Raw genomic sequence first — 15,798 nt, forward strand, 5'->3', positions numbered from 1 at the left:
CCGCGTCCGCGGGCCGTCCCCGTCACTGGCTCCGTCCCCGGCCTCGGCACCGGCCCTGGAAGGACGGGCGCGTGATCTGGTTCCTGATCCGGCGCGTCCTCGCGACCGTCGCGGTGCTGCTCGTCATGTCGGCGATCGTGTACGGGCTGTTCTACCTGATGCCCGGCGACCCGGCCGTGCTGGCGTGCGGCAAGCGCTGCGGACCCGACCAGCTCGTCGTCACCCGGCACAAGCTCGGTCTCGACCAGGCCGTGTACCTCCAGTACTGGCACTTCCTGGAGGGCCTGGTCGCCGGCCGCGACTACTCGTCCGGGCCGGACGTGAGCCACTGCGCCGCGCCCTGCCTCGGCTACTCCTTCCAGTCCGACCAGCCGGTGACGAGCCTGCTGCTGGACCGGCTGCCGGTGTCGGCGTCGCTCACGCTCGGAGCGCTCGTCCTGGCGCTGCTGCTCGGTGTCGGCGCGGGCCTGCTGTCGGCGCTGCGGCGCGGGACGTTCGTGGAGCGCCTGCTCACGGGCGTGACGCTGCTCGGCTTCTCGACGCCGGTGTTCCTGATCGGGCTGATCCTGCTGCTGGTGTTCTGCGCCTGGCTGAAGGTGCTGCCGTTCCCGAGCTACGTCCCGCTGACCGAGAACCCGGCCGAATGGGCGCGCAACCTCGTCCTGCCGTGGTGCTCGCTCGCGCTCATCGAGGCGGCGCTGTTCGCGCGGATCACCCGCGCGGGCACCCTGGAGACCCTCGCTGAGGACCACATCCGGACGTTCCGGGCGTACGGCGTGCCCGAGCGGCAGATCGTCCGGCGGCACGCCCTGCGCGGCGCGCTCGCCCCCGTCGCCACCATCACCGCCGTCGAGCTCGCCACGATCATCGTGTCCGCGATGCTCACCGAGAGCATGTTCGGCCTGCCCGGCATCGGCAAGCTGGCCGTCGAGGCCACCACCAGCGTGGACCTGCCCGTCATCACCGGCGTGACGCTGCTCGCCGGGACCGCCGTCGTGCTCGCCAACACCGTCGCGGACCTCCTGCACGCCGCCATCGACCCGAGAGCGAAACTCGCATGACCCCCGTCCTTTCGGTCCGCGACCTGCGGGTCCGGTTCGGCGACCGCGAGGCGGTCGGCGGCGTCTCCTTCGACCTGGAGGCCGGCCGCGCGCTCGGCGTCGTCGGCGAGTCCGGCTCCGGGAAGAGCAGCCTCGCGCTCGCCCTGGCCCGGCTGCACGTCGGCGCGGACGTCACCGGCGAGATCCTGGTGGACGGCACGGACGTGCTCGCCGCGTCCGACGCCGAGCTGCGGCGGCTGCGCGGCGGCCGGATCGCCATGGTGTTCCAGGACCCGCTCTCGTCCCTCGACCCGCACCTGCGCGTCGGCGACCAGATCGCCGAGGTCTACCGCGTCCACACCGGCGCGACCCGCCGCGCCGCCGCCGCGAAGGCCGTCGAGGTCCTGGACCGCGTCGGCATCCCGGACGCCGCCCGCCGCGCCCGCGCCCACCCGCACGAGTTCTCCGGCGGCATGGTCCAGCGCGCGCTGATCGCGATGGCCCTCGCCCTCGAACCGCGCGTCCTGGTCGCCGACGAGCCGACGACCGCGCTCGACGTCACCGTCCAGGCCCGGCTCCTCGCCCTGCTGGACGAGCTGCGCGACGCCACCGGCATGGCGCTGCTCCTGGTCAGCCACGACTTCGGCGTCGTCGCCGAGACGTCCGACGACGTCCTGGTCATGCACGCCGGACGCGCGGTCGAGCAGGGGCCGGTCGCGTCCGTCCTGCGCGCGCCGTCGGACGCCTACACGCGGGCCCTCCTCCAATCCGTCCCCCGGCTGGACGGCCCGCGCGCCGAAACGGCGAAGCCCTCGGAAGGGACGCGGGAACCGCTGCTCCGCGTCACCGACCTGCGCCGGGAGTTCCGGTCGGGGCCTCCGCTGCGGAGGCGGTCCGTCCCGGCCGTGGACGGCGTGTCACTGGAGATCGCGCCCGGCGAGGCGCTCGGTGTCGTGGGGGAGAGCGGCAGCGGCAAGACGACCCTCGCGCGCCTGATCGTCCGCCTGCTCGCGCCGTCCTCGGGGCGGATCGAGTTCGCCGGACGCGACGTCACCGGGCTCACGGCCCGCGAACTGCGCCCGCTGCGCCGCGACCTGCAGATGGTGTTCCAGGACCCCCTGGCCTCCCTCAACCCGCGCCGCACGGTCGGCGACAGCATCGCCGACCCGTTGCGCGTCCTCGGCGAGCCCGGCGCCGAGCGCACCGCGCGCGACCTGATGGACCGCGTCGGCCTCGACCCGGACCGCTACGACGCCTACCCGCACGAGTTCTCCGGCGGGCAGCGCCAGCGCGCCGGCATCGCCCGCGCGCTCGCGCCCGGCCCGCGCCTGCTGGTCTGCGACGAGCCCGTCACGTCCCTGGACGTCTCGACGCAGGCCCAGATCCTCGCCCTGCTCGCCGAACTCCGCGCCGAACGCGACCTGTCCCTGCTGTTCGTCTCGCACGACCTCGCCGTCGTCCGCCAGGTCAGCGACCGCGTGGCGGTCATGCGCGCCGGACGCGTCGTCGAGATCGGCGACGTCGACACGGTCTACACCTGTCCCAAGGCCCCCTACACGCGCGAACTCCTAGCCGCCGTCCCCAAACTGATCGCCCTGGACCCCGTTCCCTAACGAGCGGAAGTGGGGTGAGTGCGGCGTCCGGGATTGCGCGTTGTGAGTGAGGAAGGGTGCGTGAGGGTCAGAGCTCGCCGCGGACCATGCGGACGAGGCGGTCGAGGACCTGGCCGTCGCTGACACGCAGACCGTCGTGCTCCCATTCGTTGGTGACCCAGGCGCGGGCCTTGCCGACGGACGCGATCGTCTCCATGGAAAGGCCGAAATCCACGTACATGTCGTCGTGGTAGACGGCGGCGGCGAGCGGGACGTCGTTGCCGCGCAACCGGGCCGGGTCGTACAGGACGGGCCAGTCGTCCCGCTCGGCCAGCAGGTCGGCGGCCTCGCGCAGCGGCGCGAGGGACGGGTCGTCCGCGACCATCCAGGGATAGATCATCTCGCCGGTGAACAGCAGCGGATCGGGGCCGTCCGGGTCCGGGGCGAAGGCGGGGAACTCGGCGCGGACGCGCTGCGCCGCCCAGCGGGTCGCGCTCTTGCCCTGCCCGTAGATCGCCTCGTGCAGGACGATGTGGACGGGCGCGTCCGTGTGGCTCAGATGCGTCCCGACCTCCTCCAGGAAGGCCGGGGACAGCTCGGGGCCGCCGTCCGCGAAGGCGAGTTCGAGCAGGTAGTGTAGGTGGTCCGCGCCCACGCCCATGCCGAGCATGAGGCCGAGCGACTGGAAGCCCTCGACCGTGAGGCGGCGCCCGTTCGGCAGCCGCTCGTCGTGCTCCGCGAGGCGGCGGGCGATGTCGCGGACGAGGTCCACGTCGTCCGGATAGCGCTCGTAGAACGCCGCGTTCTTCGCGGCCACGCGCGGATACGTCCGGCGGTAGACGTCCTCGGCGGTGGCGGCCAGGCCCGGCGTCCCGCCCGTGACGAGCGCCTCCCGGACGCCCTCGGGCGCGAACGACAGGTAGGTGTAGGTGCAGAAGCCCCCATAGCTCTGGCCGAGGACCGTCCACGGGACGTCCCCGAGCAGCTCGCGCCGGATCAGCTCCGCGTCCAGGACGATCGAGTCCGCGCGGAACCGGGCGAGGTAACGCGCCTGCTCCTCCGGCCCGCCGAGCGCCGCCACCCGGCGCGCCGTCACCGGCGTGGACAGCCCGGTGCCGCGCTGGTCCAGCAGCAGGACGCGGTAGTCCGACAGCGCCCGGTTCAGCCAGCCCTCGCGCCCCGACGGCCGCGGCGCCCCGTACCCCGGCCCGCCCTGAAGGAACAGCAGCCACGGCAGGTCGTCCCGGCCGGCGTTCGCGGTCGCGACGACCTCACGCGCGAACACCTCGATCCGCGCCCCGTCCGGGTCGTCGTGATCGAGCGGCACGAGGAAGCGGTGGCCGGTGACGACGGTCCCGGCCTGGCGGAACGAACCCATGCCCCGACCCTAAATCTCCCCGGCCCCCACCCGAAACGCCACCCCGCCCGTCCGCGCCTCGAACACTCCGCCGCGCCCGCCCCGAGCACCCCTGAAGCCCAACGCCCACGCCAATCACGCGACCCGCCGACCACTCCCGCCCAGCGCGCCGACCACTCCCGCCCAGCGCGCCGACCACTCCCGCCCAGCGCGCCAACCACCCCTGTCCGGTGCGCCAGGCGTGCCCGTGCGGCGCGTGAGCTGCGCCTCTCCAACGCGTCAGCCACGCCCACCCGGGCGCGTCAGCCATGTCGGCGCGGCGCTTCAACCGGGTCTGGTGCGACGCGCCGATCACGCACGTGCGGCACGTTCTCCCTGCTCGTGCGGCGCGTCCTCCCTGCTCGTGCGGCGTGTTCTCCTTGCTCGTGCGGCGCGTACTTCGCGCCGTGGAGCGCGTGCGTCCGCGCCTGGCGCGTGGGCCGGCGAGGCGGCAGGCGCGGACGGATGCGCTGGCGGCGGCGGTCGGGGCGTCGGCTCAGCGGCCGGCGGGGACGAGCTTCTCGACCTCGGAACGGGCCTCGGCGAGGACGCTCGCGATGGCGGTGCCCGGACGCTGGGAGAAGATCACGTGATCGACGCCCGCCTCGGCGAGGCGTCCGGCGGCGTCCACGGCCTGGGACGCGGAACCGCCGTCCGGCAGGATCGTCAGGGCGGTCTTCTCGATCTCCGCGTAGTCGCGCCCCTCGCGCTCGCAGTGCTCGCGGAGCACGCTGAGCTTGTGGGGGAGCTGGTCGCCGTCGAAGATGTTGCAGGCGTCGGCGTACTTCGCGACGAACCGCAGCGTCTTCTTCTCGCCCATGCCGCCGACCAGGATCGGCGGGTGCGGACGGCGCACCGACTGCGGCGAGTTCAGCGGACGCTCCGCCGAGATGCGCGTCCCCTCGAACGCCGCCTCGTCGCCCTTCCACATCTGGTGGGCGAGCCGGAGGGTGTCCTCCAGCAGCTCGAACCGCTCGGCGGTCGGCGGGAAGTGCAGGCCGAGACCGCGCGCCTCCTCGTCGTTCCACGCCGCGCCGACGCCCAGCCAGGCGCGTCCGCCGGACAGGACGTCCAGCGTCGTGACCGTCTTGATCAGGAGGCTCGGCGCCCGGTAGCTCACGCCGGTCACCATCGTGCCGAGCGTGATGTGCTCGGTGAGGGCGGCCGCGTAGGCGAGCGCCGAGTAGCCCTCCAGCATGGGGTCCTCGGCGGGGCCGACCGAGTGGATCTGGAAGAGGTGGTCCATCACCCACAGCGAGTCCAGCCCGCCCTGGTCGGCGTCGCGGACGATCCGCGCGAACTCGGGCGCGATCCGCTCGGAGCCGCCGGGGAAGGTGAAGCTGGGTACCTGAAGTCCGATGCGCATGGGACGAGTCTCGGACCTGGAGCGCGCTCCAGGTCAAGCTCCGGAGTTGACCTGGAGCGGACTCCAGGTGAAATCCTGACCGGGTGAGTTCCTACTCCCCGGCCGAGACCGCCGAGAAGAGCGGCTTCAGCATCGACACTCTCAGGTACTACGAGAAGATCGGCCTGCTGGGCGGGATCGCGCGCAACGCGTCCGGACGGCGGGTGTTCAGCGACGACGACCTCAACTGGCTCGGCATGCTGCGCTGCCTGCGCGAGACCGGCATGCCCATCGCCGAGATGCTCCGCTACTCCGAACTCGCCCGCGGCGGCGAGGAGACCTTCGCCGAACGCCTCGAACTCCTCCAGGAGCACGACCGCCGCGTCGAGGCCCAGATCCGCCTCCTCCGCTCCCAGCAGAAGAAGATCAAATGGAAGATCTCCTTCTACAGCGGCCAGGAACCCGACGAGCCCTGATCGATCCCCTCGCGCCGCCTCGCCGGACGCTCGCGCTGCCGGGCGCGAAATGCCCGCCGCCGGCCCGGATCAGGCCGGACGCCAGGAGGGATCGCGGCCGAGGAGGGCGAGGAGGCGGTCGCGCGGATCGCGGCCGTCCGACGGCACGGACGGGGCGAAGGCCGCACCCGGCGCGCGGGATTCCGGATCGTCCGGAACGACCGCGGCGACCTTGAGGGACGCCGTGACCAGCTCCTCGTCGGGCTCCCAGGGCAGGCCGAGGGTGGCGGCGACGTCCCAGGCGTGCACGACCACGTCGACCACGTGGAAGGTGATCGCCAGCGCGCCGGGGAACCCGCCGCCGTCCCGTACCTCGGGCAGCGCGAAGTCCCGCGTGAGGACGCCGTCGTCGGCGAACGCCTCGGTCACCAGACGCCCGGACGCCACGACCGCCGCGTGCGGGTCGTCGCCGAGCGACCCGCTCCGCCACACCGCGAGACTGCCGCCCTCGCCCCGCGCCGCCGCCGCGAACCCGATGTCCTGGCTGACCTGGTGCCGCAGCAGGCCGTGCAGCGTCCAGTCCGGACAGGGCGTCGGACGGGCGAGGTCGGCCGGTTCGATCTTGGAGGTCAGGGAGGCGAAGAAGTCGAGCGCCCGGCGGTCCAGGTCGCGGAAATCCGAGGAGAGCAGTTCGGTCAGCACGTCCATGCCCCCACCGTAGGAAGCGGCAAAGGCCCATGTACAGATCCAATATCGCCCCGCCTGACTGAGCCAATCTAGACTCCTCCGGTGGACCTGCACATCACGCTGAACGACCGCCGCGATCTCACCGGCAGCCTGTACCGGCAGATCAGGGACGCCGTCCTGGACGGCCGCCTCCGCGCGGGCGACGCGCTCCCGCCCACCCGCGAGCTCGCCCGCCGCCTCTCGGTCTCCCGAGGCACGGTCACGGTCGCCTACGAGCGGCTCGCCGCCGAGGGCTACCTGACGGCACGCGTCGGTGCCGGCACCTTCGTCAGCGAATCCGCCGTCCCACCCCCGCGCCGCCGCCCCTCCGCATCCCCCACACCCCCAGCGCCCGCTAAACCGAGCGCGTCCGCTTCACCGAGTGCGTCCGCTTCACCGAGCACGTCCGCTACGCCCACTGCATTTGGTGCGCCCACCGCGCCGGGTGCGCTCCCAGCGCACCCCGCATCGGCCACGCCCCACGCATCCAGCGCGCCCGGCACGCCCGGCACGCCCGGCGCCTACGGCACGCAAGGCGCTTACGGCACGCAAGGCGCTTACGGCACGCAAGGCGCCTGCGGGACGCAGGGCGCGTCCGGCACGCCGGGTGCGCCACCTGTGGCAAGCACCCCCGGCACCGCTGGCCCGACTGGAGCACAGGACGTGGCCTGCGCGTCTGGCGCACCGATCGCGTCTCACGCGATCGGCGGCTCTGGCGGCGCCGGTGCATCGGCCGTGTCAGGCACATCCAGCGCGTCTGGTGCTTCGGGTGCGTCCGGCGCGTTGAGCGGCCCTGGGGCCTTCGGCGTGGCGGGTTCGGCTGGAGCGGTCGACGGGGTCGGTTCGGGGGAGGGGGCCGGTGGTTCCGGGGAAGGAGGGGCGTCGCCGCTTCGGCCGCGTCAGGTGTGGACGGATCTGCGGGCCTGGCCGTATCGCCTGCACGACGTCCCGTACGACCTGCGCGCCGGCCTTCCGGACACGCGCCTCTTCCCTTACCAGGCCTGGCGGCGGTTGATGGCGGCCGAGCTTCGCCCCAAGGACCATGACATCGGCGATCCCGGAGGGTTGCCCGTCCTGCGCGAGGCGATCGCGCGGCACGCCGCGGTGTCGCGCTCGGTGCGCGCGACACCGGACGACGTGATCGTGACGTCCGGCATCCAGCAGGCGCTCGACCTGGTCGGACGCGTCCTGCTCGAACCCGGCGCGCACGTCGCCGTCGAGGATCCCGGCTACCCGCCCGCGCAACTGCTGTTCCGTTCGCAGGGCATGCGCGTGACCGGCGTCCCCGTGGACGCCGAGGGCCTGCGCGTCGACGCCCTCCCGGACGACGTCCGCGCCGTCTACCTCACGCCGTCCCACCAGTTCCCGCTGGGCATGCCGATGTCGCTGGCGCGCCGCCACGCCCTGCTCGACTGGGCCCGCAGCCGCGACGTCGTGATCGTCGAGGACGACTACGACACCGAGTTCCGCTACGGCGGCCGCCCGATCGAGCCGCTCCAGTCCCTGGACGAGGACGGCCGCGTGCTCTACCTCGGCACGTTCTCCAAGCTGATGCGCCCGGTGCTGCGCCTCGGCTACCTGGTCGCCCCGCCCGCCCTGCGCGACGCGTTCCGGATGGCCCGCTACATCACGTCCTGGCACGGGGACCCGCCCGTCCAGGCCGCGCTGGCGCGGTTCATCGACGAGGGCCTCCTCGCACGCCATATCCGCCGCTCGCGCCGCGCCTACCAGGAGCGCCACGAACGCATCGCCGAATCCCTCGGCTCCGACTTCGCCGACAGCCTCACCCCCATCCCGTCCGCCGCCGGCCTCCACCTGAGCGCGACGCTATCCGGCCCCTCCGACAAACAGGCCGTCCGCGCCGCCGAGGCCGAGGGCGTCGCCCTCTTCCCGCTCTCGGAGTTCGCCGTCACCCAGCCCCCGATGAACGGCCTGATCTTCGGCTACGGCGCCATCACCCTGGACGAGATCCCCGAAGCCCTCCGCCGTCTCCGCGGCGTCCTCGCCTGAGCCGGCCCACCGGCAGGGCTCGGCAGGACGGCGGTCCAGGTGATCCGGCGAGGGGCGGGGTGCGGCAAGCGGCACGGAATGTCCGGGCGCGCGCCTAGACTCGTTCGCTGTGGCAGGCCGGATTCGCAATGAGGACATAGCGCTCGTACGCGAGCGGTCATCGATCGACGCCGTGATCGGCGAGTACCTCCAGTTGCGGAGCGCGGGCGGGGGCAACCTCAAGGGGTTGTGCCCCTTTCACGACGAGAAGTCACCTTCGTTCAACGTCACGCCGGCTCGCGGGCTCTGGTACTGCTTCGGCTGCGGGGCGGGCGGGGACGTGATCAAGTTCGTCCAGGAGATCGATCACCTCACCTTCACCGAGGCCGTCGAGCGGCTGGCCGCCAAGGCGGGCATCCAGCTCCGGTACGAGGAGGGCGGCGCGTTCGAGCCCCGGCGGGAGTCCGGGCAGCGGGCGCGCCTGGTCGAGGCGCACCGGGCGGCGGCGGAGTTCTTCGCCGAGAACCTGCGCGCCCCCGAGGGCATGATCGGACGGCAGTTCCTGTCCGGCCGGGGCTTCGAGGCCGCCGACGCCGAGCGGTTCGGGGTCGGGTTCGCGCCGCGCGAGTGGGAGGGCCTGGTCCGTCACCTGCGCGGACGCGGGTTCGCCGACGCCGAGCTGATCGCCGGTGGCCTCGCCAAGGAGGGCCGCCGCGGCCCGATGGACCGGTTCCGCGGCCGCCTGATGTGGCCCATCCGCGACCTGTCCGGCGACGTCGTCGGGTTCGGCGCGCGCAAGCTCTACGAGGACGACGACGGCCCGAAGTACCTGAACACCCCCGAGACGCCGATCTTCCACAAGTCGAACGTCCTGTACGGGGCGGACCTGGCGAAGAAGGACATCGCGCGGTCCCGGCAGGCGGTCGTCGTGGAGGGCTACACCGACGTGATGGCCTGCCACCTGTCCGGCGTGCCGACGGCCGTCGCGACCTGCGGGACGTCCTTCGGGGACGAGCACATCAAGATCCTGCGCCGGCTGCTGATGGACCAGGACGAGTTCCGCGGCGAGGTGATCTTCACCTTCGACGGGGACGCCGCCGGGCAGAAGGCCGCGCTGCGCGCGTTCGAGGGCGAGCAGAAGTTCGTCACGCAGACCTTCGTGGCCGTCCAGCCGGACGGCCTCGACCCCTGTGACCTGCGCGTCCAGCAGGGCGAGGCGGCCGTGCGCGACCTGGTCGCCTCCCGCGCGCCGCTGTTCGAGTTCGTCGTCCGGTCCAAGATCGGCGAGCACGACCTGAACACCGCCGAGGGACGGCTCGCCGCGCTCGACGCCGCCGCGCCGGTCGTCGCCCGCATCAAGGACCGCGCGCTCCGGCAGATGTACGCGGTCAGCCTCGACCGCTGGCTCGGCATCATGGACGAGCGGTTCGTGCTCCAGCGCGTCCGCGACCTGGCCCAGCGCGAGCACGCCCGCCGCAACGGCCAGGGCCGTCCGGGCGGTCCCGGGCAGGGCGGCGGCGGAGGCGACGGCCAGCGCGGCTACGGCTCCGGGCCGGGCGGACGCTCCGGATACGCCAACGGCGGCCAGGCGGGCGGACGCCAGGGCTTCGGCGGCGGCGCGTCCGGCCAGTACGGTCGCGGAGGCCAGGGCGGACCGGGTGGCCAGTACGGTCAGGCCGGCCGCCAGTACGGACCGGGCGGCGGCCAGTACGGCGGGGGCGCGGGCGGTCAGTACGGCGGCGCCGGGGGCGAGCACGGGCCGTCCGGGCAGGGACCGGGACGGGACGAGGCGGCCCCGGATTCGGGACGGCCCGAAATGCCGACCTACGATCCGCACGATCCCGACGTCGTGCTGGAGCGCGAGCTGTTGAAGCTGGTCGTGCAGCGTCCCGCCGTGGTCGGGCCGGAGTTCGACCTGGTTCCGGGCGAGGCGTTTCTGGTGCCGGCGTTCGCGACCGTCCGGGGCGTCGTCGGGGCGGTCGGCGGGGTCGCGTCGGCGGCGGATCCGGCCGAGTGGATCTCCCGGCTGCTGGAGCAGGGCGCGAACACCCAGGTCAGGGACCTGATCACCATGCTCGGAGTCGAGCCGACACAGTCCGCGTCCGAATCGGATGACCGTTATGCGGCGGCACTGCTGGCCCGAATCCAGGAACGCCTGCTCACCCGGCAGATCGCGGACGTCAAGTCTAAACTCGGACGGCTGAATCCGGCCGAGCAGGCCGAGGAATACCATCGGCTCTTCGGTGATCTTGTCGCGCTTGAGCAGCAGAGACGGGTGTTGCGGGAGCGCGGGCTTGGATAGCGGTAAGTCAAGAGACCGCAAAATGGGTCCTGTGATCTAGGCCCTCCATAACGCAGACTGTCCCCGTGGGCCCTTCGGTGCTGCCAAGCGAGGCGCCATCGGTTGACCAGGTGGCGGACCTCGTCGCACGTGGCAGAGAGCGCGGCGGTGTGACCGTCGATGACGTCGCTGCCGCACTCGACCGCTCGGACTTGCCGGACGACTCGCTCGAGCGGGTCGTCCGAATGCTCGCGGAACAGGGGGTCGAGGTCCTGGAGTCTCCGCAGGAGACCGAGGACGTCGCGCGAGCAGACGAGGCAGATCTCGGCAAGCGGGCGCCAACGAGCGACCTGGTGCGCATCTACCTGAGAGAGATCGGTCGCGTTCCGCTCCTCACGGCAGAAGATGAAGTCGAACTGGCGAAATCGATCGAGGCGGGTCTTTTCGCCGAGGAGAAACTGGCGCACACCGCCATCCTCTCCCCGGCGCAACGGCACGACCTCGAACTGCTCGCCCGGGAGGGAATCCGGGCGAAGCAACGTCTGATCGAGGCGAACCTGCGGTTGGTCGTCTCGATCGCCAAGCGCTACGTGGGCCGGGGAATGCTGTTCCTCGACCTGATTCAGGAGGGAAATCTCGGACTCATCCGCGCCGTCGAGAAATTCGACTACACCAAGGGGTTCAAGTTCTCGACCTACGCCACCTGGTGGATCCGCCAGGCGATCACGAGGGCGATCGCCGATCAAGCCCGGACCATCCGGATTCCGGTGCACATGGTGGAGACGATCAACAAGCTGGTGCGCGTCCAGCGCCAGCTCCACCAGGACCTCGGTCGTGAACCGATCCCCGAGGAGATCGGTCAGGAGATGGGCCTGACCGCCACCCGGGTCGTGGAGATCCAGCGGATCGCCCAGGAACCGGTGTCGCTCCAGTCCCCGATCGGCGAGGAGGACTCCGACCTCGGCGACTTCATCGAGGACTCGGACGCCGTCGTCCCGATCGAGGCCGCCGCGTTCATCCTCCTGCAGGACCAGCTGGAGGACATCCTCGGCACCCTGTCGGAACGGGAGCAGCGCATCATCCAGCTGCGCTTCGGCCTGACGGACGGCCATCCCCGGACCCTGGAGGAGGTCGGCCGGGAGTTCGGCGTCACGCGCGAACGCATCCGGCAGATCGAGTCCAAGACCCTGGCCAAGCTCCGTCACCCCTCCCGCGCCCAGATGCTGCGCGAATATCTCGACTAGTCCAGACCGCGCCTCCACCCCGGCGCACGGCCGTCCGGGCCGCGTCCTCCCCCGAGGACGCGGCCCGGACGCCCGTGCGAAGGGCCCCAGCCCACCCGCGCAAGAGTTATCCACAGAACGCCAGTCGACTTCCGTCCCACACCGCGAACCCCCGAAACTGACGGATGAGTCGGTGACTGCCCGAAACATGGTGAATTGTCGGCGGAGGTGCGGACTGGCCGCGCGTGTCGGAGAGGGACGGTAGCGTTTGGTGCCATGCTGATCGTGACGACTGACGCGCTGGCCGGGTACGCGATTCGCGGGATGCTCGGCGAGGTGCTGGGGGTGGCCGTCCAGTCCGATCAGGCGGCCGCGCCGGGGGACGGGTCCAGCGGGACGTTCCGCATGAGCACCGGGGAGCAGGTCGGGGCGGGGCTGCTCGCCGCGCGGCGGCAGGCGGTCGAGCGGCTGGCCGAGGACGCCCGCCGCAAGGGCGCGAACGCCGTGGTCGGCATGCGTCTGGACGCCGTCGCGCTCGGCCCCGGCGGAGGGCACGAGGTGTGCGCGTACGGGACGGCCGTGTGGGTCGAGCCCGTCCAGAACGTGCAGAACCAGCCGCAGCAACCGCAGCAGTACCAGCAGGGCGGCCCGGTGCCTCCGTACCCTGGCGAGCCCGCTCCCGGCGGCCCGCCGATGGCGGCCCGCAACCTCACCATCGGCCTCCGCGACCCTGGCCGCTGAGCACGCAGGCTCGTCCCTGACCAACGCACGCTGAGCGCGTTGGGCGCGCAGGTTCTCGTCTGACCATGGGCGCTGAACGGGCGGTTCGTACTGGTCACGGGGCGCTGGGCGCGCGGGCTTCTGGTTGAACGCGGCGCACTGGTCAGGTTCTTCGACGACACCATGGCCATGCCTGCCGTCCTGCGGGGCGGGGGCGCTCGGCTTGTCGGCGTGGTGCCCACACTTTCGCCTCGGTCCGCCTTGTTCTTTGCGCTCGGTAGGTCTGGGGCCGGCCCGAGGGGGCTGGTGGCGGGGTGTCTTGAGGGGCTGGGGAGGTTCCTGGGGTGGGTGGGGTGTGGGTTTTGGTCGAGTGGGGAGAAGCTGGGCGAAGTTGTCTGGGTTAGGTGGGGGATGGCCGGGGAGGGGTGGTTTTGCTCACTGTCCTGGGCGTGACTTGACGGCCTCTGGTTAGGTTCAGCTAATTTAGGCAAGCCTTACCAAAAGCCGTCCTGGAGTCCTCATGCGTCCCACCCCCGTGCTCGCTCTCGCGGGCGTCACCGCCCTCTCGGCGTCCCTGCTCGCGGCGTGCGGCGGTGGTGACGACGGCGGCGACGGCAAGGCCGGCGGCGGCGCGATCAAGGTGACCGCGTCCGACAACGCCTGCGACGTGGCGAAGAAGGACCTGGCGGCGGGCAAGATCACCTTCAAGGTGGCCAACAAGGGCTCGCAGGCCAACGAGTTCGAGATCCTCCGTCCGGACGGCAAGATCATCGCCGAGCGGGAGAACATCGGGCCCGGCACCACGGTCAACTTCGTGGTGAACCTCGCCGCCGGGGACTACAAGGCGCTGTGCAGCGCGGGGCAGACCGGCAAGGGCCCCACCCAGGACCTCAAGGTCACCGGGTCGGGCGGCACGGCCGGGTCCGCCGACCCGCGCCTCACCCAGGCCGCGTCCGAGTACAAGGCGTTCGTCCTCGCGCAGGTGGACGACACGGTCGTCAAGGCCCAGAAGTTTGCCGACGCCGTAAAGGCGGGCGACGTGGAGAAGGCCAAGCAGCTCTACGCGCCGTCCCGGATGGGCTGGGAGACGATCGAGCCGGTCGCGGAGAAGTTCGGCGACATCGACCCGCGGATCGACGCCCGCGAGGCCGACCTGAAGCCGGCCGAGAAGGCGAACTGGTCCGGCTGGCACCTGCTGGAGAAGGCGCTCTGGAAGGACGGCTCGGTCAAGGGCAGGGAGCAGTACGCCGACCGCCTGATGGCCGACCTGAAGAACCTCAAGGGCCAGATGGCGACGCTGACGCTCGACCCGGTCAACGACATGGCGCACGGCGCGAAGGAGCTGCTGGACGAGGTCGCCACCGGCAAGGTCACCGGTGAGGAGGAGGCGTTCAGCCACACCGACCTCTGGGACTTCAAGGGCAACGTGGACGGCGCGAAGAAGGTCTACGACCTGCTCCGCCCGGTCGTCCAGCAGAAGGACGCGCAGCTCGCCAAGGACCTCGACGACAACTTCGCCGCGGTCGAGAAGCTGCTCGGCAAGTACGCCAAGGGCGACGGTTACGTGTCCTACGACACCGTCGGCCCGAACGACCGCAAGGCGCTCGGCGACGCGGTGAACGCTCTCGGCGAGCCCCTGTCGAAGCTCGCGGGAGTGGTGGCCAAGTGACCCCGGCGGAAGGGCAGGGCGGGAGCCGGCTTTCCCGGCGGCGGATGCTCGGCTTCGGCGGCGCGAGCCTGCTCGTCGGCGCGGCGGCGGGCGTCGGGATCGAGCGCGTCGCGTCCGCGACCGACGACGGCAAGCAGGCCACCGCGTCCGCGATCCCGTTCTACGGCCCGCACCAGGCGGGCATCGCGACGCCCGTCCAGGACCGGCTGCACTTCGCCGCGTTCGACGTCGTCACCGACGACCGCGCCAAGCTCGTCCGGATGCTCAAGGACTGGACGGCCGCGGCCGCCGCCATGACGGCTGGGAAGCCCGTGGGCGCCGGCGCGGTCGGCGGCCCCGACGTGTCCCCGCCGGACGACACCGGCGAGGCGCTCGGGCTGCCGCCGTCCCGGCTGACGCTGACGGTCGGCTTCGGCCCGACGCTGTTCGAGAAGGACGGCAAGGACCGTTTCGGCATCAAGGCCAAGCGTCCGGCCGCGCTGGTCGATCTGCCGCAGTTCCCCGGGGACAGGCTCGACCCGAACCGCTGCGGCGGCGACATCGTCGTCCAGGCCTGCGCGGACGATCCGCAGGTCGCGGTGCACGCGATCCGCAACCTGGCGCGCATCGGGTTCGGCGTGGTCGCGGTCCGCTGGTCGCAGTTGGGGTTCGGCAAGACGTCCTCCACGACCCCGGACGCGCAGACCCCGCGCAACATGTTCGGCTTCAAGGACGGCACCCGCAACGTCGCCGGCACCGAGACGTCCGCGCTCGACAAGCACATCTGGGCGGACAAGGCGGACGGTTCGGACTGGATGGCGGGCGGCACCTACCTCGTCGCGCGCCGCATCCGCATGCACATCGAGACGTGGGACCGCACGTCCCTCGGCGAGCAGCAGGACGTGATCGGCCGGGACAAGAACGAGGGCGCGCCGATCGGCCAGAAGCGCGAGCACGACGAGGTCGACCTCGCCAAGCTGAAGCCGACCGCGCACGTGCGGCTCGCGCACCCGGACTCGAACGGCGGCGTCCGGATCCTGCGCCGCGGCTACTCGTTCACGGACGGTTCCGACGGCCTCGGACGGCTCGACGCGGGCCTGTTCTTCATCGCCTTCCAGCGCGACCCGCGCACCGGTTTCATCCGCATTCAGAACAATTTGGCGACAGATGCGATGAATGAGTACATCCAGCATGTCGGGTCGGGCGTCTACGCCTGCCCGCCGGGCGTCCGCGAGGGCGGCCACTGGGGCGAGACCCTGTTCGGCTGATCAAGGAACCTGCTGCTCACAACACGCGAACGGCATTCGGTAGTGCGTCCTTCCGGAACAGCACACATCCCCTCCGGGTTGTCGGGTAGGACGGGCGCGCACCCGGACCGAACCC

General features: G+C 71.9%; 12 protein-coding genes and 1 pseudogene. 10 read left to right on the forward strand and 3 right to left on the reverse strand.

Features of this window, described 5'->3' with window-relative positions:
• The first annotated feature begins 71 nt into the window (after positions 1–71).
• Together ACFPCY_RS04555 and ACFPCY_RS04560 are read left to right on the forward strand one after the other, a co-directional pair.
• Complete coding sequence (locus tag ACFPCY_RS04555; RefSeq protein ID WP_378252269.1) at positions 72–1,061, forward strand: ABC transporter permease; 990 nt, start codon at positions 72–74, stop codon at positions 1,059–1,061.
• Positions 1,058–2,653: a dipeptide ABC transporter ATP-binding protein gene (locus ACFPCY_RS04560; protein ID WP_378252270.1), complete on the forward strand. Its 1,596-nt coding sequence runs from the start codon at positions 1,058–1,060 to the stop codon at positions 2,651–2,653. The genes ACFPCY_RS04555 and ACFPCY_RS04560 overlap by 4 nt, the downstream gene beginning before the upstream one ends.
• 67 nt (positions 2,654–2,720) lie before the next feature.
• Here ACFPCY_RS04560 and ACFPCY_RS04565 read toward each other — a convergent pair whose 3' ends face one another.
• Both ACFPCY_RS04565 and ACFPCY_RS04570 read right to left on the reverse strand, forming a co-directional pair.
• The gene (locus tag ACFPCY_RS04565; protein WP_378252271.1) at positions 2,721–4,010 is read right to left on the reverse strand and encodes an alpha/beta fold hydrolase; all 1,290 of its coding nucleotides are present in this window, start codon (positions 4,008–4,010) and stop codon (positions 2,721–2,723) included.
• Between the two features lie 514 nt (positions 4,011–4,524).
• On the reverse strand, positions 4,525–5,394 hold the full coding sequence (locus ACFPCY_RS04570; protein ID WP_378252272.1) for a TIGR03560 family F420-dependent LLM class oxidoreductase: 870 nt from the start codon (positions 5,392–5,394) through the stop codon (positions 4,525–4,527).
• A gap of 83 nt (positions 5,395–5,477) precedes the next feature.
• Here ACFPCY_RS04570 and ACFPCY_RS04575 point away from each other — a divergent pair, with 83 nt between their 5' ends.
• Positions 5,478–5,849 carry a MerR family transcriptional regulator gene (locus ACFPCY_RS04575; protein WP_378252273.1) on the forward strand — a complete coding sequence of 124 codons (372 nt, stop codon included), beginning with the start codon at positions 5,478–5,480 and terminating at the stop codon, positions 5,847–5,849.
• A 69-nt stretch (positions 5,850–5,918) separates the two neighbouring features.
• Here the strand turns inward: ACFPCY_RS04575 and ACFPCY_RS04580 are convergent, their stop codons facing one another.
• Positions 5,919–6,536 carry a TIGR03086 family metal-binding protein gene (locus tag ACFPCY_RS04580; protein ID WP_378252274.1) on the reverse strand — a complete coding sequence of 206 codons (618 nt, stop codon included), beginning with the start codon at positions 6,534–6,536 and terminating at the stop codon, positions 5,919–5,921.
• An 81-nt stretch (positions 6,537–6,617) separates the two neighbouring features.
• Between ACFPCY_RS04580 and ACFPCY_RS04585 the strand changes: the two are divergent.
• The 7 genes and pseudogenes from ACFPCY_RS04585 to efeB form a co-directional block, all read left to right on the forward strand.
• Positions 6,618–6,833, forward strand: a pseudogene (locus ACFPCY_RS04585) (GntR family transcriptional regulator); the annotation flags it as partial.
• 624 nt (positions 6,834–7,457) lie between these two features.
• Positions 7,458–8,564: a MocR-like pyridoxine biosynthesis transcription factor PdxR gene (gene pdxR, locus ACFPCY_RS04590; RefSeq protein ID WP_378252584.1), complete on the forward strand. Its 1,107-nt coding sequence runs from the start codon at positions 7,458–7,460 to the stop codon at positions 8,562–8,564.
• Positions 8,565–8,673: 109 nt separating this feature from the next.
• The gene (dnaG, locus tag ACFPCY_RS04595; RefSeq protein WP_378252275.1) at positions 8,674–10,845 is read left to right on the forward strand and encodes a DNA primase; all 2,172 of its coding nucleotides are present in this window, start codon (positions 8,674–8,676) and stop codon (positions 10,843–10,845) included.
• Between the two features lie 77 nt (positions 10,846–10,922).
• A complete protein-coding gene (gene rpoD / locus ACFPCY_RS04600; protein WP_378252585.1) occupies positions 10,923–12,068 on the forward strand; it encodes an RNA polymerase sigma factor RpoD in 1,146 nt (381 codons plus the stop codon).
• Between the two features lie 255 nt (positions 12,069–12,323).
• The gene (locus ACFPCY_RS04605; protein WP_378252276.1) at positions 12,324–12,788 is read left to right on the forward strand and encodes a YbjQ family protein; all 465 of its coding nucleotides are present in this window, start codon (positions 12,324–12,326) and stop codon (positions 12,786–12,788) included.
• Positions 12,789–13,287: 499 nt separating this feature from the next.
• Positions 13,288–14,436: an iron uptake system protein EfeO gene (gene efeO, locus ACFPCY_RS04610; protein ID WP_378252277.1), complete on the forward strand. Its 1,149-nt coding sequence runs from the start codon at positions 13,288–13,290 to the stop codon at positions 14,434–14,436.
• Entirely contained in the window at positions 14,433–15,683 is a 1,251-nt protein-coding gene (gene efeB / locus ACFPCY_RS04615; protein ID WP_378252278.1) for an iron uptake transporter deferrochelatase/peroxidase subunit, read from the forward strand. Before efeO ends, efeB begins: the two co-directional genes overlap by 4 nt.
• The last annotated feature ends 115 nt before the right edge of the window (positions 15,684–15,798 follow it).

The sequence above is a fragment of the Actinomadura gamaensis genome (assembly GCF_042652125.1).
Classification (GTDB): Bacteria; Actinomycetota; Actinomycetes; order Streptosporangiales; family Streptosporangiaceae; genus Spirillospora; species Spirillospora gamaensis.

Coding starts and splice junctions, on each gene's coding strand:
- ACFPCY_RS04560 (WP_378252270.1), top strand. CDS start 1,058: ATGACCCCCGTCCTTTCGGTCCGCGACCTGCGGGTCCGGTTCGGCGAC.
- ACFPCY_RS04565 (WP_378252271.1), bottom strand. CDS start 4,010: ATGGGTTCGTTCCGCCAGGCCGGGACCGTCGTCACCGGCCACCGCTTC.
- ACFPCY_RS04570 (WP_378252272.1), bottom strand. CDS start 5,394: ATGCGCATCGGACTTCAGGTACCCAGCTTCACCTTCCCCGGCGGCTCC.
- ACFPCY_RS04580 (WP_378252274.1), bottom strand. CDS start 6,536: ATGGACGTGCTGACCGAACTGCTCTCCTCGGATTTCCGCGACCTGGAC.
- ACFPCY_RS04605 (WP_378252276.1), top strand. CDS start 12,324: ATGCTGATCGTGACGACTGACGCGCTGGCCGGGTACGCGATTCGCGGG.
- efeO (WP_378252277.1), top strand. CDS start 13,288: ATGCGTCCCACCCCCGTGCTCGCTCTCGCGGGCGTCACCGCCCTCTCG.